This is a genomic window from Pseudomonas sp. 21615526 (assembly GCF_013386245.1).
Lineage (GTDB): Bacteria > Pseudomonadota > Gammaproteobacteria > Pseudomonadales > Pseudomonadaceae > Aquipseudomonas.
Map to the genome: position 1 here is coordinate 21,585 of NZ_JACAOM010000028.1, position 24,164 is coordinate 45,748.

The 24,164-nt window shown below is 61.6% G+C and carries 26 protein-coding genes; 11 read left to right on the top strand and 15 right to left on the bottom strand.

Features of this window, described 5'->3' with window-relative positions; translation table 11 throughout:
• Positions 1 to 38: 38 nt before the first annotated feature.
• Together dxs and HX786_RS09275 are read left to right on the top strand one after the other, a co-directional pair.
• Positions 39 to 1,937 carry a 1-deoxy-D-xylulose-5-phosphate synthase gene (gene dxs / locus HX786_RS09270; protein ID WP_177035955.1) on the top strand — a complete coding sequence of 633 codons (1,899 nt, stop codon included), beginning with the start codon at positions 39 to 41 and terminating at the stop codon, positions 1,935 to 1,937.
• A 142-nt stretch (positions 1,938 to 2,079) separates the two neighbouring features.
• On the top strand, positions 2,080 to 3,975 hold the full coding sequence (locus HX786_RS09275; RefSeq protein ID WP_178911984.1) for a TonB-dependent receptor domain-containing protein: 1,896 nt from the start codon (positions 2,080 to 2,082) through the stop codon (positions 3,973 to 3,975).
• Positions 3,976 to 4,082: 107 nt separating this feature from the next.
• Here the strand turns inward: HX786_RS09275 and HX786_RS09280 are convergent, their stop codons facing one another.
• From HX786_RS09280 to nrdR, 10 genes are all read right to left on the bottom strand, one after another.
• The gene (locus HX786_RS09280; RefSeq protein ID WP_178911985.1) at positions 4,083 to 4,880 is read right to left on the bottom strand and encodes a cobalamin-binding protein; all 798 of its coding nucleotides are present in this window, start codon (positions 4,878 to 4,880) and stop codon (positions 4,083 to 4,085) included.
• A complete protein-coding gene (locus HX786_RS09285; RefSeq protein ID WP_008436498.1) occupies positions 4,880 to 5,299 on the bottom strand; it encodes a nuclear FMR1 interacting 1 family protein in 420 nt (139 codons plus the stop codon). Before HX786_RS09285 ends, HX786_RS09280 begins: the two co-directional genes overlap by 1 nt.
• On the bottom strand, positions 5,296 to 5,913 hold the full coding sequence (gene ribA / locus HX786_RS09290) for a GTP cyclohydrolase II (RefSeq protein WP_003209983.1): 618 nt from the start codon (positions 5,911 to 5,913) through the stop codon (positions 5,296 to 5,298). The genes HX786_RS09285 and ribA overlap by 4 nt, the downstream gene beginning before the upstream one ends.
• Positions 5,914 to 6,041: 128 nt before the next feature.
• On the bottom strand, positions 6,042 to 6,995 hold the full coding sequence (gene thiL / locus HX786_RS09295; RefSeq protein WP_178911986.1) for a thiamine-phosphate kinase: 954 nt from the start codon (positions 6,993 to 6,995) through the stop codon (positions 6,042 to 6,044).
• 18 nt (positions 6,996 to 7,013) lie between these two features.
• Positions 7,014 to 7,514, bottom strand: a complete 501-nt coding sequence (gene nusB, locus HX786_RS09300) for a transcription antitermination factor NusB (protein ID WP_003209985.1) — start codon at positions 7,512 to 7,514, stop codon at positions 7,014 to 7,016.
• A complete protein-coding gene (ribE, locus tag HX786_RS09305) occupies positions 7,511 to 7,987 on the bottom strand; it encodes a 6,7-dimethyl-8-ribityllumazine synthase (RefSeq protein ID WP_003209986.1) in 477 nt (158 codons plus the stop codon). Before ribE ends, nusB begins: the two co-directional genes overlap by 4 nt.
• 90 nt (positions 7,988 to 8,077) lie before the next feature.
• Complete coding sequence (ribBA, locus tag HX786_RS09310; RefSeq protein ID WP_003209987.1) at positions 8,078 to 9,169, bottom strand: bifunctional 3,4-dihydroxy-2-butanone-4-phosphate synthase/GTP cyclohydrolase II; 1,092 nt, start codon at positions 9,167 to 9,169, stop codon at positions 8,078 to 8,080.
• 16 nt (positions 9,170 to 9,185) lie between these two features.
• Positions 9,186 to 9,863: a riboflavin synthase gene (locus tag HX786_RS09315; protein ID WP_003209988.1), complete on the bottom strand. Its 678-nt coding sequence runs from the start codon at positions 9,861 to 9,863 to the stop codon at positions 9,186 to 9,188.
• Between the two features lie 34 nt (positions 9,864 to 9,897).
• On the bottom strand, positions 9,898 to 11,034 hold the full coding sequence (ribD, locus tag HX786_RS09320; RefSeq protein WP_003209989.1) for a bifunctional diaminohydroxyphosphoribosylaminopyrimidine deaminase/5-amino-6-(5-phosphoribosylamino)uracil reductase RibD: 1,137 nt from the start codon (positions 11,032 to 11,034) through the stop codon (positions 9,898 to 9,900).
• Positions 11,031 to 11,501 (bottom strand): transcriptional regulator NrdR, encoded by a 471-nt coding sequence (gene nrdR / locus HX786_RS09325; protein WP_003209990.1) that lies wholly within the window; start codon positions 11,499 to 11,501, stop codon positions 11,031 to 11,033. Before nrdR ends, ribD begins: the two co-directional genes overlap by 4 nt.
• Before the next feature lie 139 nt (positions 11,502 to 11,640).
• Here nrdR and HX786_RS09330 point away from each other — a divergent pair, with 139 nt between their 5' ends.
• From HX786_RS09330 to trxA, 4 genes are all read left to right on the top strand, one after another.
• Positions 11,641 to 12,099 carry a YbaY family lipoprotein gene (locus HX786_RS09330; protein WP_003209991.1) on the top strand — a complete coding sequence of 153 codons (459 nt, stop codon included), beginning with the start codon at positions 11,641 to 11,643 and terminating at the stop codon, positions 12,097 to 12,099.
• Positions 12,096 to 12,749 carry a methyltransferase gene (locus HX786_RS09335; protein ID WP_178911987.1) on the top strand — a complete coding sequence of 218 codons (654 nt, stop codon included), beginning with the start codon at positions 12,096 to 12,098 and terminating at the stop codon, positions 12,747 to 12,749. Before HX786_RS09330 ends, HX786_RS09335 begins: the two co-directional genes overlap by 4 nt.
• Before the next feature lie 269 nt (positions 12,750 to 13,018).
• Complete coding sequence (locus HX786_RS09340) at positions 13,019 to 14,020, top strand: Abi family protein (protein WP_178911988.1); 1,002 nt, start codon at positions 13,019 to 13,021, stop codon at positions 14,018 to 14,020.
• Between the two features lie 72 nt (positions 14,021 to 14,092).
• On the top strand, positions 14,093 to 14,965 hold the full coding sequence (trxA, locus tag HX786_RS09345) for a thioredoxin (protein ID WP_003209995.1): 873 nt from the start codon (positions 14,093 to 14,095) through the stop codon (positions 14,963 to 14,965).
• 3 nt (positions 14,966 to 14,968) lie between these two features.
• Here the strand turns inward: trxA and HX786_RS09350 are convergent, their stop codons facing one another.
• Positions 14,969 to 15,316, bottom strand: a complete 348-nt coding sequence (locus tag HX786_RS09350) for a hypothetical protein (RefSeq protein ID WP_102369989.1) — start codon at positions 15,314 to 15,316, stop codon at positions 14,969 to 14,971.
• 135 nt (positions 15,317 to 15,451) lie between these two features.
• Here HX786_RS09350 and HX786_RS09355 point away from each other — a divergent pair, with 135 nt between their 5' ends.
• From HX786_RS09355 to HX786_RS09375, 5 genes are all read left to right on the top strand, one after another.
• Positions 15,452 to 16,063 (top strand): DUF2796 domain-containing protein, encoded by a 612-nt coding sequence (locus tag HX786_RS09355; RefSeq protein ID WP_102369990.1) that lies wholly within the window; start codon positions 15,452 to 15,454, stop codon positions 16,061 to 16,063.
• Between the two features lie 148 nt (positions 16,064 to 16,211).
• Positions 16,212 to 16,922 carry an ABC transporter ATP-binding protein gene (locus HX786_RS09360; protein ID WP_008436477.1) on the top strand — a complete coding sequence of 237 codons (711 nt, stop codon included), beginning with the start codon at positions 16,212 to 16,214 and terminating at the stop codon, positions 16,920 to 16,922.
• A gap of 1 nt (position 16,923) precedes the next feature.
• Positions 16,924 to 18,189, top strand: a complete 1,266-nt coding sequence (locus HX786_RS09365; RefSeq protein ID WP_178911989.1) for an ABC transporter permease — start codon at positions 16,924 to 16,926, stop codon at positions 18,187 to 18,189.
• Between the two features lie 11 nt (positions 18,190 to 18,200).
• Complete coding sequence (locus HX786_RS09370; RefSeq protein WP_008436468.1) at positions 18,201 to 18,722, top strand: DUF3299 domain-containing protein; 522 nt, start codon at positions 18,201 to 18,203, stop codon at positions 18,720 to 18,722.
• A gap of 96 nt (positions 18,723 to 18,818) precedes the next feature.
• The gene (locus HX786_RS09375) at positions 18,819 to 19,517 is read left to right on the top strand and encodes an OmpW family protein (protein ID WP_008436467.1); all 699 of its coding nucleotides are present in this window, start codon (positions 18,819 to 18,821) and stop codon (positions 19,515 to 19,517) included.
• A gap of 98 nt (positions 19,518 to 19,615) precedes the next feature.
• Here HX786_RS09375 and HX786_RS09380 read toward each other — a convergent pair whose 3' ends face one another.
• The 4 genes from HX786_RS09380 to HX786_RS09395 form a co-directional block, all read right to left on the bottom strand.
• Positions 19,616 to 19,978, bottom strand: coding sequence for a response regulator (locus HX786_RS09380; protein ID WP_177008878.1), 363 nt, complete (start codon positions 19,976 to 19,978; stop codon positions 19,616 to 19,618).
• A 6-nt stretch (positions 19,979 to 19,984) separates the two neighbouring features.
• Positions 19,985 to 21,445: an ATPase domain-containing protein gene (locus HX786_RS09385; protein WP_023659166.1), complete on the bottom strand. Its 1,461-nt coding sequence runs from the start codon at positions 21,443 to 21,445 to the stop codon at positions 19,985 to 19,987.
• A 90-nt stretch (positions 21,446 to 21,535) separates the two neighbouring features.
• Positions 21,536 to 22,660 carry an ATP-binding protein gene (locus HX786_RS09390; protein WP_178911990.1) on the bottom strand — a complete coding sequence of 375 codons (1,125 nt, stop codon included), beginning with the start codon at positions 22,658 to 22,660 and terminating at the stop codon, positions 21,536 to 21,538.
• Between the two features lie 243 nt (positions 22,661 to 22,903).
• A complete protein-coding gene (locus HX786_RS09395; RefSeq protein ID WP_008436463.1) occupies positions 22,904 to 23,794 on the bottom strand; it encodes a sugar nucleotide-binding protein in 891 nt (296 codons plus the stop codon).
• Positions 23,795 to 24,164 lie beyond the last annotated feature (370 nt).

A 24,164-nucleotide genomic window follows, 5' to 3' on the forward strand; every position in this document is an offset into this window, starting at 1 on the left:
AAACTGCCGCCTCTTCTATACCTATAACGATTCGCCTGATGCCCACGACGTTTCAAGAGATTCCCCGCAAGCGCCCGGCCACGCCCCTGCTGGACCGTGCCAACACGCCAGCCGGCCTGCGCCGCCTGGGTGAAGCCGAGCTGGAAACCCTGGCCGATGAGTTGCGCCTGGAATTGCTCTACACGGTCGGCCAGACCGGTGGGCATTTCGGTGCCGGCCTGGGCGTCATCGAGCTGACCATTGCGCTGCATTACGTATTTGACACTCCGGACGACCGGCTGGTGTGGGACGTGGGTCATCAGGCCTATCCGCACAAGATTCTCACCGGACGCCGCGAGCGCATGGCCACACTGCGCCAGAAGGATGGCATCGCCGCCTTCCCGCGCCGCTCCGAGAGCGAGTACGACACCTTTGGCGTCGGCCACTCCAGCACCTCTATCAGTGCAGCGCTGGGCATGGCGATTGCCGCCCGCCTGCAAAACAGCGATCGCAAGGCGATTGCGGTGATCGGTGATGGCGCGTTGACCGCCGGCATGGCCTTCGAGGCGCTGAACCACGCGCCGGAAGTGGACGCCAACATGCTGGTGATCCTCAACGACAACGACATGTCGATCTCGCGCAATGTCGGAGGCCTGTCGAATTACCTGGCAAAAATCCTCTCCAGCCGCACTTACGCAAGCATGCGTGAAGGCAGCAAGAAGGTGCTCTCGCGTCTGCCCGGCGCGTGGGAAATTGCCCGTCGTACCGAAGAATATGCCAAGGGGATGCTGGTTCCCGGCACCCTGTTCGAAGAGTTGGGCTGGAACTACATCGGCCCGATCGACGGCCATGACCTGCCAACCCTGATCGCCACCCTGCGCAACATGCGTGACCTTAAAGGCCCGCAGTTCCTGCATATCGTGACCAAGAAAGGCAAAGGCTTCGCCCCGGCGGAAGTCGACCCGATTGGTTACCACGCGATCACCAAGCTGGAACCGCTGAACGCCCCGGCCGCCGCGCCGAAGAAGCCCAGCGGGCCAAAGTATTCCGGTGTGTTCGGCGAATGGCTGTGTGACATGGCCGCCGCCGACCCGCGCCTGGTGGGCATCACCCCGGCGATGAAGGAAGGTTCCGACCTGGTGGCGTTCAGCGAGCGTTTCCCGCTGCGCTATTTCGACGTGGCCATCGCCGAGCAACACGCGGTGACCTTCGCCGCGGGCATGGCCTGTGAAGGCGCCAAGCCGGTAGTCGCGATCTACTCTACGTTCCTGCAGCGCGGTTATGACCAGTTGATTCATGACGTCGCGGTGCAGAACCTCGACGTGCTGTTCGCCATCGACCGTGCGGGCCTGGTGGGCGAAGACGGCCCGACCCATGCCGGCAGCTTCGACCTCTCGTACCTGCGCTGCATCCCCGGCATGCTGGTGATGACCCCGAGCGACGAGAACGAACTGCGCAAGATGCTCAGCACCGGCCACCTGTACAACGGCCCGGCGGCTGTGCGCTATCCGCGGGGGAATGGTCCGAATGCGGTGATCGAAAAGGACCTTGAGCCTATCGAAATCGGCAAGGGTATCGTCCGCCGCCAGGGCAGCGGCGTTGCCTTGCTGGTGTTCGGCGTGCAATTGGCTGAAGCCTTGAAAGTGGCCGAGAAGATCGACGCCACGGTGGTAGACATGCGTTTCGTCAAGCCACTGGACGAGGCCTTGGTGCGCGAGATCGCCGGCAGCCATGAGCTGCTGGTGACCCTCGAAGAAAACGCCATCATGGGCGGCGCCGGTGCGGCAGTCAGTGAGTTCCTGGCGCGGGAGAATATCCTCAAGTCGGTGCTGCACCTGGGCTTGCCAGATGTGTATGTCGAGCATGCCAAGCCGGCGCAGATGCTGGCCGAGTGCGGGCTGGATGAATCCGGGATTGAAGCTTCGGTTCGTCAGCGCATGGCCCTGCTGGGCCTGTAGAAACGCGATTAAAAATGTGCGAGCGGGCTTGCTCGCGAAAGCGCTGGGTCAGTCGACAGATGCATTGACTGACACTGCGCCTTCGCGAGCAAGCCCGCTCCCACATTTGTTTTATGCCAACTTCAAATGCTACGGACAGCCCATGAACCGCCTTCGCCTCGCCCTGCCCCTTCTGTTACTGCCCGCCACCGACCTGCTCGCCGACAGTTTCGATCGCGACCAAGCCCTCAAGCTGCCCGACATGGTGATCAGCGCCAACCGCCAGGTCCAGGCGCGCAACGACAGCAGCGCCGCCAACACCGTCTTCACCCGCGACGACATCGACCGCCTGCAACCCACCAGCGTGACCGACTTGCTCAGCCGCGTGCCCGGCGTGCAGGTTTCACAGGCCGGTGGCCGTGGCAGTCTGGCAAGCGTTTACATTCGTGGCACCAAGTCGGCCCAGAGCCTGGTGCTGGTCGACGGCCAGCGCATCGGCAACTCGACTTCCGGCGACAGCAACCTGCAGCACCTGAACATCCAGCAGATCGAACGCGTGGAAGTCCTGCGTGGTTCGCGCTCGGTGATCTACGGCAGCGATGCGATTGGCGGGGTGATCCAGATTTTCACCCGGCGTGGTAACGAGTCCGGCCTGCAACCCCGCCTGCATGTGGGATTTGGCAGCAACCAGACGTGGGAACGCAGCCTGGGCTTGTCCGGCGGCGATGCGCAAACCCGCTTCAACCTCGGCGCCAGCCTGGATGACACGGCGGGAATCAATCGCACGTACGACTCCTATCCCAGCGACCGTGACCATGACGCCTATCGCAACCAGGCCATCAGTTTCAGCCTGAGCCATGCCTTCAACGATGACCTCGAAGCGGGTGTGAACGTGCTGGATAACCGCGGCAAAAGCGAATTCGACAACCCGTTCGGTCGCTTCGATTCGACCACCTTCCAAAGCTTCCAGCAAAAGCCCTACACCCACTTCACCGTGAGCAGTGTCAGCACCTATGTTGACGCGCGTATCAATGACACGTGGAAGTCCCGGCTGGAAGCGGGCCACAGCGAAAACCGCGAAGAAACCCGGGACAAGCTCAGCACCGAACGCAGCGTGTTCAACACTTACCGCAACTCACTGAACTGGCAGAACGACCTGACCCTCAATGAGCAGAACAGCCTGATACTGGGCGGCGACTGGTACGAGGACCAGGTCAACAGCAGCACAGCGTTCGCCGAAGACAGTCGCTGGAATCGAGCGGTGTTTATCCAGCACCGTTTTCAAGCCCAGTCCTTTTCCACTGAACTGGGCCTGCGTCGCGACGATAACCAACAGTTCGGCGGCCACAATAGTTGGAGCGGCACCTTCACCCTGCCGCTGAACCCGGACAATGATCTGTTGCTGAGCTACAGCGAAGGCTTCCGCGCGCCTACGTTCAACGACCTCTACTACCCGGACGAATTCGGCTTCAAAAACAGTAACCCGAACCTCAAGCCCGAGACATCGAAAAGCTACGAAGTGCAATGGCGCAGCCAGCTCAGCGACAGCAGCCGACTGGAAGCCTCGCTGTACCGCACCGACATTCAGGACGCGATCGTGTTTGCCAGCAACGGCCCGCAAAACGTCAGCGCCGCACGCATCAACGGCTTCGAGGCGGCGCTCAAGCAAGAACTGTTCGGCTGGCAAAGCAGCCTCGCCGTTGCATTGATCGACCCACGCGACCGCGACACCGGGCGCACACTGGCGCGTCGAGCCCGGCGCACCCTGAGCCTGGACCTGGATCGCCAATTCGATCAATTCGGCGTCGGCGCCAGCTGGCAAGCGGTGAGCAGCAGCTACGACGATGCGGCGAACCAGCAACGCCTGGGCGGGTATGGCTTGCTGGGGCTACGGGGCAGTTGGGCGGTGAACCATGAAGTCACGCTGGAAATGAAGCTCGATAACCTGCTGAACAAGGACTACAGCCGGGCGCTGTATCAGTATCAAGGCCAGCAATATGGCTATCGGGAAGAAGGCCGGGCACTGATGTTCGGGGTGACCTGGACGCCGGAACTCTAAGTCGTCTGCACCGGCCTCATCGCGGGCAAGCCCGGCTCCCACAGGGGATCGTGCTTATCCAGACGACTCGGTCAAATGTGGGAGCTGGCGTGCCTGCGATAGCGGTCTCACAGCCCCGGAGCAAGAACCTGACACAACCGCGCCACCGCCTGCAGCATCTGCCCGCTGGGCCGTTCCAGGCCCTTGTCAGGCACCAGCAGCAAACGCCCGTTCGCTACCGCCGCCACCTGGGGCCAGGCCTTCCAGGCATCCAGCTGCGCTTGGTCGCCCGCCAGAATCACCTCGGGATTGCGCTGCAACACCGACTCAATGCTGACCTGTGGTGCCGGTAATTTCAGGTCATCGAACACATTGCGCGCGCCGCACACACTCAGCGCATCGCTGATGATCTGCCCGCCACCCACGGTGTACAGCGGCTGGTTCCACACCTGATAAAACACCCGCAACGGCTCGGCCCGGTGATAGCGCGAGCGCAACTCGGCCAAGCGCTGACGCAACTGCGCGGCCAATTGCCGGCCGGCGTCATCCCGCCCGAGTTGCCGGGCAATGGTTTCGACCTGTGAGGTGAGTTGTTCGAGGCTGTGGGGTTCGGCGACAAATACCGGGATGTTCAGGCGTTGCAGCTGTTCACGCTGGCCCGGGCCGACGCTGCCGGGCCAAAGCAGGATCAGGTCGGGCTTGAGGCTGAGCAGCCGCTCCATGTCCAACTGCCCGTAGTTGCCCACAGACGGCACGTTCGCCAACGCCTGTGGCCGCTCGCCGCCATCCAGCAAGCCCACCAGTAACTCGGCCGCACCCAGCTCAACGACGATTTCAGACAAGGAAGGCGCAAGGCTGACCACCCGCTCAACCGCCGCAGCCTGGGCCGCGACGACCAGCAGCCACACCGCCAGCCAGACGCGCATCAACCCAACTGGCGCGGGATGCGGTAGAGGTAGAACAGCACCAGGGTCGACAATGCCAACAGAAACAGCGGCACCGCTTCCAGCCCGACAAACACCGCCAGCGCGCCGACCCAGGCCGGCAGTGCAGCCACCAGCAACGCCACACGACGACGGGCCGCGAGGGTGATCCAGGCAGCCGGTTCTTCAGGGGTATCGAGGGCTTTGCCGGTGGCGATCAGCGCGTGTTTATAGCCGTGGAAGTAACGCAGGCTGACAAACATCGAGGCTACGCCGGCGATAAAAAACGGCATCGCCAGTACCGGCAGCAAGGGCTCGGCCTTGCCAAACACGAGGTTGATCACAAACAACGGCGCCAGCGCCAACGCCAGGTATTGCCACCAGTTAAACGACAGTCGCCGCTTGACCTGGCCGCGCGTCACGCCCGGTCGGCCTCGCCCTGGTGCTCGTTGCCCATCATGTGGTCGAGCTTGCTGGCCTTGGTGGCCAGGTAGAGCTTGTTGTGCGGGTTGTGGCCGGTGTGCAGCGGCACGCGCTCGGCGACGGTGATGCCCATGTCGGTCAAGGCTTTGACCTTGCGCGGGTTGTTGGTCATCAGGCGCAGGGATTTGACGCCCAGGTGCTGGAGCATCGGCAGGCAGATCCCATAGTCGCGCTGGTCAGCGGCAAAACCGAGGCGCTCGTTGGCTTCCACAGTGTCGGCGCCGCCATCTTGCAGCTCATAGGCGCGGATCTTGTTCAGCAGGCCAATGCCACGGCCTTCCTGACGCAGGTACAGCAACACGCCACGGCCTTCGCGGGCGATGGCCTGCAGGGCGGCTTCCAGTTGCGAGCCGCAGTCACAGCGCTGGCTGAACAGCGCATCACCGGTCAGGCACTCGGAGTGCACGCGACCGAGGACCGGGGCACCGTCCGCCACGTCACCGAGGCTGAGAACAACGTGTTCGCGCCCGGTGGCTTCTTCAAGAAAGCCATTCATGGTGAACGTGGCAAAAGGGGTTGGCAGCTTGGAAGCGGCGACGAAAACGACGGGCACCTTGTGCTCCTGATTTCAGATTTCACAGGGGAGGGATTGTAACAGTAGGTTCCTACAGACGCTTAAGCTGAATTATCGCTGATAAAGATCAATAGGTTCGATTGGCCTTCAGCTTGGTTCTATGCCTTTCAGAAATGTTGATAGCCACGAATGGCCGGCGTGACGTCCTGGCCAGACGCATCCAGCACGGTAACGCCCTGCCCCGCCTCGACCCGGCCGATTACATGGACCGGCACACCGGCGGCCAACAGCGGCGCCAGTTCGGCGGGCGGCAAGGTGAACGCCAGTACGTAGTCGTCCCCCCCGCTCAACGCTGCCACCCGGGCATCCGCCTCACCGACGAACGCCAGCAAGGCGGCGGACAACGGCAGTTTTTGCTGCTCGATCAACAAGCTGACAGCCGACGCCTTGGCGATATGCCCGCAATCAGCCAAAAGGCCGTCGGAAATATCCATGGCAGACGTGGCCTTGCCCCGCAACGCCAAGCCCAGCGCCAACTGCGGTTGCGGCGACCAGTAATGGGCCAGCAGCGGCTCGGCGATAGCCGCCTCCGCCGTGCGCTGCCCCAGCACCAGCGGCAAGGCGCCCGCTGCGTTACCCAGCTCACCGCCCACACACAGCAAGTCGCCAGGCCGCGCGCCGCTGCGGGTCAAGGCCTGGCCCGCCGGCACCCGGCCAAACACGGTCATGGTCAGGCTCAGCGGCCCACGGGTGGTGTCGCCACCTACCAGAACCACGCCACAACCCTGGGCCATGGCGTTCAAGCCCTGGGCATAGCGTTGCAGCCAATCGGCATCAACCGTCGGGGTAGTCAGGGCAAGGGTAAACGCGAGGGGATTGGCGCCCATGGCCGCCAGGTCGCTGACTGCCACGGCCAGCGAGCGCTGGCCGAGCAGAAACGGATCGCAGGGGTCGGCAAAATGCACGCCGGCCACCAGGGTATCGGTAGAAATCGCCAGCTGTTCCCCGGGAGGAACAGCCAGCAAGGCGCAGTCGTCGCCAATCCCCAGTGCAATGCCTTCGCCGCCCTGCGCACAGGGCGCGGCGGCGAAGTAGTTGCGGATCAGCTCAAACTCGCCCATTGCGTCAGCAAGCGCCAGTTAGCGCTTGTACGCCTTCACTTCGGCTTCACGCAGGCGCGGGGCCAGCTTGTCGAGCACGCCGTTGACGAACTTGTGACCGTCGGTGGAACCGTAGACTTTCGCCAGTTCGATCCCTTCGTTGATCACAACGCGGTAAGGCACGTCGACGCGCTTGAGCAGTTCCCAGGTGGACAGGCGCAGTACGGCCAGTTCAACCGGGTCCAGCTCTTCGATCGCCAGGTCCAGGCACGGCGTCAGTGCAGCGTCGATCTCCGCCAGGTTGGCCGGAACACCGTGCAGGATGTCGTGGAAGTAGCTGGCATCGGCCGCGCTGAAATCGTTGTCGACGCGAAACTGCGCCTCGATTTCGTTCAGCGAGGTTTTCGCCATGTGGCGCTGGTACAAAGCCTGGGTCGCGAGCTGGCGGGCCGAACGACGCTTTTCGCTTTTCGATGGCTTGCCGGCGTCTGCCGGGCGCGGGTCCTGGGGGTTGAACTGATCGCTGTCGTCGCTAATCACTTGGCCTCCAACTGCGCCAGCAGGCTGACCATTTCCAGGGCGGACAGGGCAGCTTCAGCACCTTTGTTGCCGGCCTTGGTGCCGGAACGCTCGATGGCTTGTTCGATGGAATCAACGGTCAGCACGCCAAAGGCGACCGGCACGCCGAACTCCATGGACACCTGGGCCAGGCCCTTGGTGCATTCGCCAGCCACGTATTCGAAGTGCGGAGTGCCGCCACGAATGACCGCGCCCAGGGCGATGATCGCCGCGTATTCACCCTGCTGTGCAACTTTCTGCGCAACCAGTGGAATTTCGAAGGCGCCAGGAGCGCGGATGATAGTGATGTCGCTTTCGCTTACACCGTGGCGAACCAGGGCATCCACGGCACCGCTTACCAGGCTTTCAACCACGAAGCTGTTGAAGCGGCCAACCACCAGGGCATAGCGGCCTTTGGGGGCGATGAAGGTACCTTCGATGGTCTTCAGGGTCATTCGACAAATCTCTTAAAGAGCCGGGACGCGCTTAGTGCGCGCCCCTCAGTGATATTTGAACCGCGAACAAGGGGCAAACAACGCCGGCCTTTATTCGGAGGGCACGTATTCTACTACTTCCAGGTCGAAACCGGATATGGCATTAAATTTCATTGGCGCACTCATCAGGCGCATTTTGCGCACGCCCAGGTCCCGCAGGATCTGCGAACCGGCCCCGACGATGCTGTAGGTGGTCGGTTTTTTCACCGGCGCGTGGTCGGCGGTTTCGCGGATATGCGCCAGCAGCACGTCGCCATCCAGCGGATGGCCCAGCAGCAATACAACACCGCTGCCGGCCTCGGACACCGCGGACATCGCGGCCCGCAGGCTCCAGCGCCCCGGCTGCTTGACCATCAGCAGGTCGCGCAGCGGGTCCATGTTGTGCACCCGCACCAGGGTCGGCTCTTCAGCGCAGATGGTGCCCAGGGTCAGGGCCATGTGCACGTCGCCTTCCACGGAATCGCGATAGGTCACCAGGTTGAACTGGCCCAGTTCGCTGTCCAGCGGCTGCTCGGCAATCCGCTGAACGGTACGTTCGTGGATCATCCGGTAGTGGATCAGGTCGGCAATGGTGCCGATCTTGATGTTGTGCAGCGCGGCAAATTCTTCCAGCTCGGCGCGACGGGACATGGTGCCGTCGTCGTTCATCACTTCGCAGATCACACCGCTCGGCTCGAAACCGGCCATGCGCGCCAGGTCGCAGGCCGCTTCGGTGTGGCCGGCGCGAGCCAGGGTGCCACCCGGTTGGGCCATCAGCGGGAAGATGTGGCCAGGGCTGACGATATCTTCGGCCTTGGCGTCTTTCGCGGCAGCGGCTTGTACGGTGCGGGCGCGGTCAGCAGCGGAGATACCGGTGGTGACACCGGTGGTGGCTTCGATGGACACGGTGAACTTGGTGCCAAACCCGGAACCATTGCGCGGCGCCATCAACGGCAGCTTCAGCAGCTCGCAGCGCTCGCGGCTCATCGGCATGCAGATCAGGCCACGGGCGTGCTTGGCCATGAAGTTGATGTGTTCCGGCTGGCAGCACTCGGCGGCCATGATCAGGTCGCCTTCGTTCTCGCGGTCTTCGTCATCCATGAGGATGACCATCTTGCCTTGGCGGATGTCTTCAACCAGTTCTTCGATGCTGTTGAGCGCCACGCGGCACCCCCTTGGGTCAGGATTTAAGGTAGCCGTTAGCGGCTAAAAAACTTTCAGTGATGTTCCCGGCGGGCCCTTGAAGAGAGTCAGACTCTGCGGCCTTATCGCCCAACAACAGGCGCTCCAGGTAACGGGCAAGCAAGTCCACTTCCAGGTTCACCCGGCGACCCGGCTGGTACGACGCCATGATGGTTTCGCTCAGGGTGTGGGGAATGATGGTCAGTTCAAATTCGGCGCCATTCACGGCGTTCACCGTCAGGCTCGTGCCGTCGACGGTGATCGAGCCTTTGTGGGCGATGTACTTGGCCAGCTCTTTCGGTGCGCGAATGCGAAATTCCACGGCACGCGCGTTTTCGCTGCGGGCAACCACTTCGCCGACACCGTCGACGTGGCCGCTGACCAGGTGCCCACCGAGACGGGTGGTCGGGGTCAGGGCTTTTTCCAGGTTCACCGGGCTGCCGCTCTTGAGGTCGTTCATCGCGGTGCAGTCCAGGGTTTCCCGGCTGACATCGGCGGCAAAGCCGTTGCCAGGCAACTCGATGACGGTCAGGCACACACCGCTGACGGCGATGCTGTCGCCCAGTTTGACGTCGCTCAGGTCGAGCTTGCCGGTTTCAACCAGCAGGCGTACATCGCCGCCTTTTGGGGTCATTGCACGGATGCTGCCGATGGATTCGATAATGCCGGTGAACATGCCGTTCTCCTGAAGACGTGGCGCAGGCCGGGAATTATACGCTCGCTGATGGCAGAGGGATGGCAGTGACTCTCCAGTCATCGCCAACAGCGCGCATTTCAGTGATCTTGAGTTGGGGGGCGTCGGCCAGTTTCTCAAGCGGCCAGTCCAGCAAAGGCCGGGCGGCAGAGCCAAGAAACTTGCCGGCGACGAATATCACGTACTCGTCCACCAGCCCTTGCTGGGCGAAGGCACCTGCCAGGCTTGGGCCGGCTTCCACCAACACTTCGTTGACACCACGGGCCGCCAGGGCCACCAGCGCGGAACGCAGGTCGACCTGGCCGTCGACACCCGGCACCACCAGGCACTCGGGGCCTGTGGGGTACTGGTTGTCCGGCGTCACGCAGGTGATGACCAGCGCGGGGCCAGCCTTGAAGAACGGCGCATTCAGCGGCACCCGCAGGCGGCCGTCGATCAGCACACGCAGCGGCGGACGGGACATCGCCAGGGCGGTGGTTTCTTCATCCAGGCCCAGTTCGGCGGCGCGCACGGTCAGGCGAGCACCATCGGCCAGCACCGTGTCGGCGCCGGTCAGCACCACACTGGCCTGGGCACGCAGGCGCTGCACAGCGGCACGGGCGGCCGGGCCGGTGATCCATTGGCTTTCGCCGTTGGCCATCGCGGTGCGACCGTCCAGGCTCATGGCCAACTTGACCCGCACAAACGGCAGGCCATGCTCCATGCGCTTGAGAAAGCCCGGGTTAAGCGCCCGCGCTTCGTTTTCCAGCAAGCCGCTGTGGGTCTCGATCCCGGCCTGGGCCAGGCGGCGCATGCCACGCCCGGCGACTTCCGGATTCGGGTCCTGCATCGCTGCCACCACACGGGCCAGGCCGGCATTCACCAAGGCATCGGCGCACGGCGGTGTGTGCCCGTGGTGGCTGCACGGCTCAAGGGTCACGTAGGCCGTGGCGCCCCGGGCTTTGTCGCCCGCTGCCCGCAGGGCATGGACTTCCGCATGGGGTTCGCCGGTGCGCACGTGCCAGCCTTCGCCGACAACCTGCCCGTCACGCACGATCACGCAGCCAACCCGGGGGTTGGGGTGGGTGGTGTACAGGCCCTTGCGCGCCAGTTCCAGGGCACGGGCCATGTAATGGGCGTCGAGTACCGCTTGTTCTGCCGAAGGTGGGTTCATTCTTTTACCGGCTCACGGGCCAGGCGGTCGATCTCTTCGCGGAACTCGTTGAGGTCCTGGAAGCGTCGATACACCGAGGCGAAACGGATATAGGCGACTTCGTCGAGCTTTTGCAGCTCGCCCATCACCAGTTCTCCAACCACCAGGGATTTGACTTCGCGCTCGCCGGTGGCGCGCAGCTTGTGCTTGATATGCACCAGTGCCGCTTCCAGCCGCTCGACACTCACCGGGCGTTTTTCCAGGGCGCGCTGCATTCCGGCGCGCAGTTTTTCTTCGTCGAAAGGCTGGCGACTGCCGTCGGTCTTGATCAGACGTGGCAATACCAGTTCGGCGGTTTCGAAGGTGGTGAAACGTTCACCGCAGCCAGAAGCCAGGCATTCACGCCGGCGACGCACCTGTTCGCCCTCGGCGACCAGACGCGAGTCAATGACCTTGGTGTCGTTGGCACCGCAGAAGGGACAGTGCATGGTGGCAGGCAACAAAAAATGGGAGGGCCATGGTAGCGCATCCCTGTGGCAAGACAAGCCATAGCCTTTACGGTATATAGGCTGACTATTATGTTTCATATTTTTTAAGCCACGGATTTTGTCCTTTCTGGAGCCGTACATGCAGTTACGACCACTTGTTTTGCTCACGTTGCTCGGTTTTCTGGTCGCCTGCAGCAGCCATGCCCCAAAACCTGCGGCGCCGGCTCCGGCACCGCAACAAGAGAAAAAACTGCCGGGTGTGGAAGAAGATCTCGGCCCGTTGCCCGCCTACCAGCGTGAAGTCAGCGGCCAATTGAACGGTATACCGGCGGGTGCCGAAGTCGAACTGGCGCTGCTGGTGATCGACGACCGTTCGCGCCCGCAACAACTGCTGGCCAGCAGCGTGCTGATCGGCAACAACAAGCCCCTGGCCTTCCGCCTGCGCTTCAACCCGCAAGCGTTCCCGGCGGGCGGGCGCGTTGAATTGCGTGGTCGCGCCAGCCAGTCCGGCCAGTTGATCCTGCACCTGCCGCCGGTGCGCATCACCCAGGCGATCACCCAGACCACCGGGCCGCTGCAACTCGTTCCCGCACCATGACGCCACCGCTGGGCCTGCAACGCGCACTGAGCGAACTGATCGGCGACGCCCAACTGGTGCCCTGCCCGCTGCCAGGCACCGAGTTGTCGCTGTGGTTACTGGACGCCGACAACATGGACCGCGCCTTCAGCCCCGAAGAAACCCGGCGCATCCTGCATGAGCCGCCGTACTGGAGCTTTTGCTGGGCCAGTGGCCTGGCGCTGGCGCGATACCTGGCGGCCAACCCCGAGTGGGTCGCGGGTAAGCGGGTGCTGGATTTCGGCGCAGGTTCGGGTGTTGCCGGGATTGCCGCGGTAAAGGCCGGAGCGCTGGAAGTGGTGGCGTGCGACCTGGATCCGCTGGCCCTGGCTGCCTGCCGGGCGAATGCCGAACTCAACGGCGTAACACTGGGCTATTCAGAAGACTTCTTCACCGAAGCCGACCGGTTTGACCTGATCCTGGTCGCCGATGTGCTGTACGACCGGGCGAACCTGCCGCTGCTGGATCGATTCCTGACACGCGGCCGCGAAGCGCTGGTCGCCGATTCCCGGGTTCGGGACTTCCAGCACCCGGAGTATCAGCGCCTGGGTATCCTCGACGCCCTGACACTGCCCGACCTGGCCGAGCCGTGGGAGTTTCGCAAGGTGAGCCTGTACCATTCGCGGCGATAGTCGCGCCTATCAAACCCGCAAATCTCCAGTAACAGATGGGCTAAGACAGTCTTCAGCGTAGCGTGGAAAATGGCCGCCTCTCGCACGCTACCTGGACGACCAAACGGTATGCCAAACCCCCGATTTGCATCCGTCGCCTCTTGCTCAAAAAGCTTGCAAACGTTACCGCTACTGCCTAATCTTTGCCGCAATACACCCGCCATGCCTCTGGTCGCGCAAGTGACTAAGCACAAATTGTGCGGGTTTTTTATGCCTGGCGTTTTTTGGGCATGAGAACGTTCGACAAACCTGCCATTGATGTCCCCTCCCAGATAGAACTGCTCAAACAACGTGGCTTGCTCATTCAAGATGAAGCTCGTGCGCAGTGTTTCTTGCAGTCCGTCAGTTTTTTCCGATTGAGCCCCTACATGCGCCCTTTTCAGCAATCGGGGGATGTCGATCATCGATTTCGCGATGGCACAGGTTTTCGTCAGTTAACTCGACTCTACGATTTTGACCGCAGGCTTCGATTGTTGAGCATGGATGCCATTGAACGCGTGGAAATAGCGACCCGCTCGATGATCAGTAACCATATGGGGCCCAACTATGGCAGCCATTGGTATACCGATATCGGAATGTTTCAACAGGCATTTGACCACCAACGCCTACTTGCAACATTGCAGTCCAAGCAATGTGCCGCTATCCGAGACTATGAGCGCGAATGCCTGCGAATAGATCGACTGCAAGCCGATAGCGGTCGCAAAGCGCATCTCAAACGCCAGAGAGCAAAAGAGAGTTACGCCCGACACTACCCCACCACCTACGACCAACCACCACTCATGCCCGGCTGGGCAATGCTGGAAGAACTCACACTCGGCGACCTGTCCCATCTCTACAAAGGCTTGGCCAGGGATTCAGACAAGAAGGCTATCGCCAGACGCCTGGAACTCCCCGCCCCTTTGATGCAGTCCTGGCTGCACACCCTGACCACTATTCGTAACATCTGCGCACACCATGCGCGAATGTGGAATCGAGAATTGGGCATTCGCCCAGAACTGCCCAAAAAAGCCAACTTCCCATGGCCCAGGCACCTTGTTCATCCGGGCACTCATGCCCGTATGTTCGCAGCACTCTGCATCCTTAATCACCTAATGCATAAAGTGTGTCCACACGCTCACTGGGACCGGCGCCTGCATCAACTGACTGAAGACTTTCCCGATGTCAGCCTCAAAGCGATGGGTTTTCCTCAAGACTGGTACCAGGACCCTTTCTGGCATCCTGTACGCGCTTAATCGCGGCATAGCTTCCGGTCGCCTCCTCCAGTCTTTATAGTTGCCCCATTCCTGCTTTCTTCGAGATTCCCCATGAGTGAGCCCACGCCGTACATCTTCGATGCCACCACCGCCACCTTCGATCAGGCGGTGATCCAGAACTCCTTCGAAAAACCCGTGCTGGTGGATTTCTGGGCCGAGTGGTGCGCGCCGTGCAAGGCGTTGATGCCGATGCTCGCGCAGATTGCCGAGAGTTATCAGGGTGAGTTGCTGCTGGCCAAGGTCGATTGCGATGCCGAGCCGGACGTGGTCTCGCGCTTTGGCATTCGCAGCCTGCCTACCGTGGTGCTGTTCAAGGATGGCCAGCCAGTGGATGGGTTTGCCGGTGCGCAGCCTGAATCCGCCGTGCGCGCGATGCTGGAGCCCCATGTGCAGATGCCACCACCGGCGGCTGCCGATCCACTGGAGCAGGCCCAGGCGCTGTTTGCCGAAGGCCGTATCACCGACGCCGAGGCCGTGCTGGTCACGCTGCTTGGCGAAGACAACACCAACGCCGCCGCGCTGATCCTGTACGCACGCTGCCTGGCCGAGCGCGGTGAACTGGGCGAAGCGCAAACCGTGCTCGACGCCGTCAAGAGCGATGATCACAAGGCCGCACTGGCCGGCGCCAAGGCGCAGATCACTTTCCTGCGCCAGGCCGCCGACCTGCCGGACGCCGCAGACCTGAAAGCCCGCCTGGCGCAAAACCCGCAGGATGACGAGGCGGTGTACCAACTGGCCGTGCAACAACTGGCGCGCCAGCAATACGACGCCGCGCTGGATGGCTTGCTCAAGCTGTTCATCCGCAACCGCAGCTACAGCGAAGGCCTGCCCCACAAGACGCTGTTGCAGGTGTTCGAACTGCTCGGCAACGATCATCCGCTGGTCACCGTGTACCGCCGCAAGCTGTTCGCCGCGCTGTATTAAGCCTTACTCGATCCAACTGTACAGCGGCGTATCCCCGCCGCTGGCTACCTTGACCTTGGCGCTATGGCGCAGGCGCACCAGCAGGCGCTTGCCCGCCGAGGCGCTGCCGGCCAGGCCTTCCAACTGATCAAGCAATTCCAGGCCGTTGAGTTGCCCGGCCTTGCGCAGTAAATCCTGGGCGGCCTGCCACAGGCTCTCGTCCAGGTTACCCGCGGCCGGCGCCACCACGGGCTCGGCACTCGGCGGTTTGCTGGCCTGCAACTGCGCGCCCAGCCGGGCCCAGTCGCCGTCATCCAGCTCCAGGGTCAAGTCCACCGGCAGGTCACCGACGGTTCCACGAATTCTCAACATCGCACTTACTCCCGCACTTTTCTGACGAGCATGCTCCCACGCGTCTTGCGCTACGCCAAGCAGGCGGTCAAACTCCTCGCAAAATTGTTATAAGATCACATAACAAAACTTTCATCTTTGTCCGGGAGCTCCACCATGCGCCGTTTGCTGCTCGCTTTGCCGTTTGCCCTGTTGCCACTGGCCATCGCCCAGGCTGCCGACGAGCACGACCATGATCACGAGCACGGCAGCCTCGGTGCCCACGAACACGGCGTGGGTCGCCTCAATGCGGTGCTCGACGGCCAGGCCCTGGAGCTGGAACTGGACAGCCCGGCGATGAACCTGGTGGGTTTTGAACACCTCGCCACCACCCCTGCCGACAAAGCCAAGGTCGCCGCCGCCCGCAAGCAACTGGAGCAACCTTTGGTGCTGTTCAGCCTGCCCAAGGCCGCCGGTTGCGTGATCAGCACCCAGGAACTGAACAGCCCGCTGTTCGGCGACAAGCCTGAAGCCGACCACGATGAAGACGATGACGACCACGCCACCGATGGCAAAGGCGCCGCCGCCCACGAACATCACCACGACCACAGCGAAATCCACGCTCACTACCAGTTCACCTGCGCCACGCCGACCGCGCTGAGCAACCTCGACCTGACCCAGGTGTTCAAGACCTTCCCCGCCACCCAGAAAATTCAGGTACAACTCATTGGCCCGAGCGGCCAGCAGGGTGTGGAAGCGACGGCCACAGCAGCCACCCTGAAATTCTGATGTAAACACCACACTGTAGGAGCTGGCTTGCCTGCGATGCAGACGCCGCGGTGCTCCAGAAACACCGCGGTGATGCCATCGCAGGCAAGCCAGCTCCTACCGTTGATCGGTGTCATCATCCAAATCGAGCCAGACCACTGACCTCCCTATGACCCAAGCACTTATCGAACTGTCTGACCTGGGCTTCAATTGGCCCGGTCACCCACAGTTGCTGGACATCCCCACGTTCCGCCTGGAGCCGGGGGAAACCCTGTTCCTCAAGGGCCCCAGCGGCAGTGGCAAGACCACCCTGCTCGGCCTGTTGGGCGGTGTGCAAAAGCCCAGCCGGGGCAGCATCCGCCTACTGGGCCAGGAACTGACCGAACTCTCGGCCGGCGCCCGCGACCGCTTCCGCGTCGACCACACCGGCTACATCTTCCAGCAGTTCAACCTGTTGCCGTTTCTCTCGGTGCGCGAGAACGTCGAGTTGCCCTGCCACTTTTCAACGTTACGGGCACAGCGGGCAATCCAGCGTCACGGCAGCGTCGACCAGGCTGCCGCGACCTTGCTCGCCCACCTGGGCCTGAAGGACAAGAGCCTGCTGGAGCGCCGCGCCGACTCCCTGTCCATCGGCCAGCAACAACGGGTGGCCGCTGCCCGTGCGCTGATCGGCCAGCCGGAGCTGGTGATCGCCGACGAGCCGACCTCGGCCCTGGACTACGACGCCCGGGAAGCCTTCATTCAGTTGCTGTTCGCCGAATGCCGCGAAGCAGGCGCCAGCCTGTTGTTCGTCAGCCATGACCAGAGCCTGGCGCCGCTGTTCGACCGCAACCTGTCGCTGGCCGAACTCAATCGCGCCGCCACGCCCGCAGAGGTTTGAGATGTATTTGTTTCGACTAGCCATGGCCAGCCTGGCTAACCGCCGCTTTACCGCGATCCTCACCGCCTTCGCCATCGCCCTGTCGGTGTGCCTGTTGCTGGCGGTGGAACGGGTACGCACCGAAGCCCGCGCCAGCTTCGCCAGCACCATCAGCGGCACCGACCTGATCGTCGGCGCGCGTTCCGGCTCGGTGAATTTGCTGCTGTATTCAGTGTTCCGCATCGGCAACGCCACCAACAACATTCGCTGGGACAGCTACGAGCACTTCGCGGCCAACCCGCAGGTGAAATGGGCGATCCCGATTTCCCTCGGCGACTCCCACCGTGGCTACCGCGTGATGGGCACCAACGAATCCTATTTCGAACACTACCAATACGGCCGCCGGCAGAACCTGGAACTGGCCAGCGGCCGCGCCTTCGCCACCGATCCATTCGAAGTGGTGCTCGGCGCCGAAGTGGCCGACGCGCTGCATTACAAGCTCGGCGACAAGCTGGTGCTGGCCCACGGCGTGGCGTTAGTCAGCCTGGTCAAGCACGACGACAAGCCGTTCACCGTGGTCGGCATTCTCAAGCGCACCGGCACTCCGGTGGACCGCACACTGCATATCAGCCTCGGCGGCATGGAAGCGATTCACATCGACTGGCACAACGGCGTACCGGCCCAGGGCAAAGGCCGGATCAGCGCCGACCAGGCTCGCAACATGGACCTGACGCCCCAAGCCATCACCGCGTTCATGCTCTGTTTGAACAACAAGATTTCCACCTTCGCCCTGCAACGGGAGATCAACGAGTTCCGTGGCGAGCCGATGCTGGCGATCCTGCCGGGCGTGGCGCTGCAAGAGCTGTGGAGCATGATGGGCACGGCTGAAAAAGCGCTGTTCGTGATCTCGCTGTTCGTGGTGCTGACCGGCTTGATCGGCATGCTCACCGCGATCCTCACCAGCCTCAACGAGCGCCGCCGGGAAATGGCAATCCTGCGTTCGGTGGGCGCACGGCCCTGGCATATTGCGACCTTGCTGATCTTCGAAGCCTTCGCCCTGGCATTGTCGGGCGTGATCGCCGGCGTCGGGCTGCTGTATGTGTGCATCGCCGCGTCGCGCGGGTATTTGCAGGCCAACTACGGCCTGGACCTGCCGCTGTCGTTGCCGAGCGAATATGAATGGACTTTGTTGGGCGGTATTCTCGTCGCAGCCCTGCTGATGGGCAGCGTGCCGGCCTGGCGCGCCTACCGGCAATCGTTGGCCGACGGCCTGTCGATACGTTTATGAGGAAGCTGTTGATGCGTCGCGTCGTGCTCGCACTGTTACTGCTGGTGGCCCTGCCCGTGTGGGCTGAAGACCAGCCCAAGGACCTGTCGTGGCAGGAGATGATCCCGCCGGACGCGCCGCCGGAAATCCCCAACATGAAACCGCTGCACGACTTGTCGGGCATGGCCGATGCGTTGTCGGTGGAGTCAGCGCCGGCCGCCAAGCAGGACCTGCCCAACGCGCCAGTCGTACAGAGCCTGGACGGTAAGCACATCCGCCTGCCGGGTTATATCGTGCCGCTGGAAGTCAGCGAAGAAGGTCGCACCACGGAGTTCCTGCTGGTGCCGTATTTCGGCGCGTGCATCCATGTACCGCCACCGCCGTCGAACCAGATCGTGCATGTGAAAAGCGAAGTCGGCGTGAAGCTCGACGAGTTGTATCAACCGTACTGGATCGAAGGCCAGATGCAGGTCAAACCGTCCAGCAGTGAACTGGCCGATGCCGGCTACCAGATGGATGCCGACAAGATCTATGTGTACGAGTTGCAGGAATAACCCGTGATTGCGCTTTCATTGAGCTGAGTCAAAAGCTCGAACGTTACGATCTTTACCATTGGACACAAGCAATTAATAACGTCCTTTGGAGCTCCCATGAACAAGTCCCTGCTCGGCGCGTCGCTTGTCGCGCTCGCCCTCGTCGCCCCTGTTGCCCACGCTCACGAAGCGGGTGACATCCTGATTCGCGCCGGTGCCATCACCGTCAACCCGAAAGCGGACAGCAGCAGTGTCAAGGTTGACCAGGGCCCGCTGGCCGGGACCAACCTGGGCGGCAAGGCGACCATGAGCAGCGACACCCAGCTGGGCTTGAACTTCGCCTACATGTTCACCAGCCACTGGGGTATCGAACTGCTGGCGGCCACACCGTTCGAGCACGATGTGAAGATCAAGAACACCGCCCTGGCCCCGGCCAACGGCAAGCTCGGCTCGCTGAAACACCTGCCGCCGACCCTCAGCGTCGTGTACTACCCGCTGGACAGCAAGTCGGTATTCCAGCCGTACATCGGCGCCGGTATCAACTACACCTGGATCTACGACGAGCACGTTGGCGGTCGCGCCCAGGAGGCCGGCTTCAGCAACTTCAAGGCGGAAAACTCCTGGGGCTGGGCGGCGCAGATCGGTGCGGACTACATGATCAACGACAAGTGGATGATCAACGCCCAGGCGCGCTACATCGACATCAGCACCAAGGCCACCGTGGACAACAACGCCCTGGGCCAGGGCACTCGGGCCAAGGTGAATGTGGATGTTGACCCGATGGTGTACATGGTCGGTATTGGCTACAAGTTCTAGGCTCTACCCAAGGCCCTGTTGTACAGGGCCTTTTTTGTGAGGCTTCCCATGGAGGCAAGCGCCAATCAGAAGCCACGCACACGCCCGTGTGCTGCGAATCAGGCTTCAGCCAGGAGCTGGCGAACTTCAGCGATGACCAAGTCAATGTTGAACGGCTTTTTCAACACTGCATTGAACAAGTCCGACCGCTCCATACCAATATGAGCCTGGGCTCCGCTGATCAGGATGATGGGCAGGTGATTGACTGCCGGCAGGGCGCGAACCGCTTCGGCAAACTCCAGGCCGTCCATGACCGGCATCATGAAATCGGTGATGATCAACGCTGGCCGCTCGCGCTCCAGGACCTCGAGTCCTTTCTGGCCATTGCTCGCTTTTACGACCATGTACCCCTCATCCTCCAGCGCATAGCCGAGAATGTCAGCGATCAAATACTCGTCGTCGACGACCAGGATGGTGGTCATGTCAATTCAACCCGAATCAGAGACTTTGGACGTTGAGCCCGGCCGCCAGGAATCATCAGCGACAGCCAATGCATTTCTTGATGCCTTCTTCAAGTCAACGCCGTGTTCATGGATTACCACTTCAAGAAGCGAAGGATCGTAGAAGCTGTCTCGTACCTTAAGAATCGAAAGCATTCTTCTTAGTTCAGATTGAATCTCGAAGAAACGCATCAGCAGCAGGTTATCGACAATACTGGAGAGGTCCGGGGTTGGAGAGCTGACCTCCGAACCAAAAACGTCACGCATCTCCCATGAGGCAAACACCGTTACGCCACGGGCACGAAGCTCGCTCATCAGGGCGCTGTAGAAATCAGTGATACGTGCCGGGTTCGTCGACACTCGGGTCATGCCGCTCAAGCTGTCGATGAACAGGCGCTTGATGCCCTTTTCCTCAACCATTTTCAGCAGCCGTGCGCCGAGACCGTCGATCAGGCCTTCTGTCGTGGGTTGCCAGGCAATATTCAGCGCACCACTTTCTTCCATACCCTTGATATCAATCCCCAGCGATTGGCCTTTGAGACGTAACCGCTGCGGGCTTTCATAAAAACCGAAATGCAGGCCCGGCGCTTCCACTGTCGACTCTGCGAGAAACCTGAGCCCCAACGTGGTTTTCCCGACGCCGGAAGGCCCCATGACGAGGGTAACGGAGGAACTGTGCAGGCCACCGCCGATGATGGCGTCCAGCGAACCGATGCCGCTGGTGATACGCGTCAGATCGGCACTGTCAGGTAAAGACGGATGGCTGTAGAGGCTTTCCAGACGCGGATAAACTACCAGGCCATCGTCGGTGATTTCACACTCGTGCAATCCGGTCAGTGCACCACTGCCGCGAGTCTTGCGCAGTTGAATACGGCGCACTGAACGGCTGCCGTGAAGCTCTTCACCCATCTCGATCACACCATCAACCATGGTGTGCTCGGGACTGCCGTCGTCCAACCGGGAACTGGTGAGAAACAGCACCGTACAACCGGCGAACGCAGCGTGCCCTTGCAGCTCGGAAATGAATTTCTTGGTGTCGATGGGCGAGTCAGCCTTGGAGCGTGCATTGAGCAAGCCATCGACCACTAACACGGTGGCCTTCTGGCGACTGATCTCACGCCGAAGCAGCTTGACCACCTCATCGAGACCTTCGTTCTCAAGGGTGTCAAACGCACTGACGAACTGAATTTCAGCCCCCACCCGGGAAACATCAAAGAAGTTCAGGGTCGAGAGGAACTGAAATAAACGGTCGTGGGATTCGGCCAGCAACGTGGCCACCAGTACACGGCCCCCATTGCGCGCATGGTTAAACCCCAGCTGATTGGCGAGGATCGTTTTACCGGACCCCGGGCGCCCCTGGATGATGTAGGAGGCACCTGCGACTAGCCCACCCTTGAGCAGAGCATCCAGCCCTTCTATTCCGCTTTGAAGGCGATTTAGCTTTTCCACAATGCAACCCTGATGTGAACAACAGGCTCTTGAGCCGAAGGTTTACGATGCTAACTCCATTTGTGCAATCGGGCTATCCACTCAGCCCGTTCAAGCGCGGGGCAAATAAAGCGTGAACGTACTTCCCTGACCAGGACGACTCTCTACCCTGATCTCCCCCCCCGACTGCTTGGCAAAACCAAATACCTGGCTGAGCCCCAACCCGGTTCCCTGGTCGTTGCCTTTGGTGGAGAAAAACGGTTCAAAGATCCTGTCGAGGTTGAGCGGTGCGATACCCGAGCCAGTGTCTGTGATGGAGACGGCAACGTAACTTCCGTTCATAAGGGCATGACCATTGGACGCAGGGATAAGGCTCATCGACTCAATACGGATGACCACCTCACCGTGATCAGGCATGGCGTCTCGGGCATTCATGAGCATATTGAGAATGGCGGTTTCAAACTGTTCTGGGTCGACGTGAACAACGCAGGGTAATTCTGCGGACTCGATGCGTACGTGGATGCCTGTGCCAACCCGCACAGCAATCGTATCGGCCATGGCCAACGTGCTTGAATTGACGTCCAGCGGTGCGGGATGCAGGGCTTGCCTGCCAGCGAAGGACAGCAACTGACTGGTGAAATGAGAACCACGCTCCACCGCCTCGGAAATGGCTTCCACCAGGCGCAGCCGCCGCTCTTCCGATACGGAAGGACGCTTCAAAAGATCCCCTGAAGAACGTATCACCGTCAGCAGATTATTAAAGTCATGAGCCACTCGGCCTGTTACCCGCCCCAGCGAGTCCATCTTCTGCGACTGAAGTGACTGCTCTTGGCTCACATCCTGAACGGTTCCCGTCATCGTGACGGGTAGACCATCATCGGCATAACGGGGTCTTGCGCACACGTGCAGCCAGCGAGTTTCACCGATTGGCGTGATGACGCGGTAGCGAACGTCGTAGTCGCCACGTTGAGCGATTGAGCGATCCCACGCTTCGGCCACTCGACGCTTGTCTTCGGCGTGCACCAAGCGCTGCATGTGTTCATAGCTGAACGGTACGTGAGGTTCGAGTCCGAAGTTGAGGCGGCAAGTGGCCGAGGTCTTCAGCTCGCCCGTCGTCAAATCCAGGCGCCATATACCAAGCCCGGCGGCACTCAAAGCGAACTGCAGGTCGTGCGCTTCCTCATACACATCATCGTAAGGCGGCGGCGAACCATTCACCGGAGAGTTTGTTGCCATGATGGGTAGGGCTCCTCTTTTAGGCTGCCCATGGCTGGATGGGCGAAGTCTTCTTCTGAATGCAGACTTTTGCTTTTGCTGAACGAGCCGTAAGCACAATCAATCCCTATTGGCATGGATGACCGGGCGCACCAAAGGTTTCAAATTTTTCGTATGCCGTGGCGCATCCGACTTGCCAACACATATCACTTTTAACCGTCCGCGCACCGCCACAAAAAAAGGCGCCTGTTTCAGGCGCCTTTTTTATGTTTGACCGTGTCGATAGAACCGGTCGAGCAACGCCGGCAGCCCGGCCCGCCATGCCCGTGGCTTGATGCCGAAGGTGTGGAGGATTTTCTTGCAGGCCAGCACCGCGTGTTGCGGCTCGTCGGCTGCATCCGGACGGGCGGCGTGGGCCTGGGCGGTCGGCGCTTCCACGGCCAGCGGGTGGAAGTTGCGCGCTTCGGTCAGGATCGCCTGCCCCAGCGCCAGCGGGGTAGTCGCTTCGTGGCCGGCGTAGTGGTAGGTGCCCCACAACGGCGCGGCGCAATCGAGTTGCTTGAGCACCGAAATGATCACCCGCGCGGCATCGTCCACCGGCGTCGGGTTGCCCCGGCGGTCGTCGGCCATCAGCAGTTCGTCAGGTTTTTCGGCACGGGCCAGGAAGCGCCCGAGGGTGCCGTCGACGCTGTCATCCAGCAGCCAGCCGAAACGCAACAGCACGTGCTGCGGGCAGGTGGCGCGTACGCTCTGCTCGATGCGCCACAACGCCTGGCCTCGAAGGCCCAAGGGCACGGGTTCGTCTTTTTCGCTGTAGGCGGTGGCGCGGGAGCCGTCGAACACCCGGTAGCTGGACGGTTGCAGCAGGGTGATGCTGTGGTGCTGGCACAGTTCGGCCAGGCGCTCAATCGCATATTCCTGGGCGGCCAGCCGTGTCTCGCTGACCGTCTCCGCCTGAAACCAGTCGAAGTAATAGGCGAGATTGATCAAGGCATCGGGACGGGTGTCGTCGAGCAGTTGCGTGAGGCTCGCGGCATCCCAGCCGTCTTGGGGCGGGCGCGGGGCGAGGAAACCGATGTCTTCCTCCGCACCGAGGCGAATCAGCGCCTGCCCGAGGGCATTCCCGCCGCCCAGTAACATAAGGCGCATTCGCATAGATTGAGCAGGCCCGGTCTGTTTGGAACGATGGTTATTATCGACAGGCTTGTGAGCCATGCCGTTGGCATTTGCCAGAATCGTTGCATTTTGCGGGTTTGTAGCGCAACCGTCACTTATAAAGTGCGCCGCCGATTGCGGCCGGGGGGCTTTAGGCAGAGAGAGCCTTTTTATGGCTAGGGAGCATGCAGTGGCTAGGGGCCTTGCAGTGGTCAGGGAGCTTGCTGTGGCCAGGGAGCTTCTTGTGGCGAGGGAGCTTGCTCCCGCTGGGCTGCGTAGCGGCCCCAAAAAAGCGGGAGCGCTGCGTACTCCAGCGGGAGCAAGCTCCCTCGCCACTGCAAGCTCTCTCGCCACAAGAAGCTCCCTTACC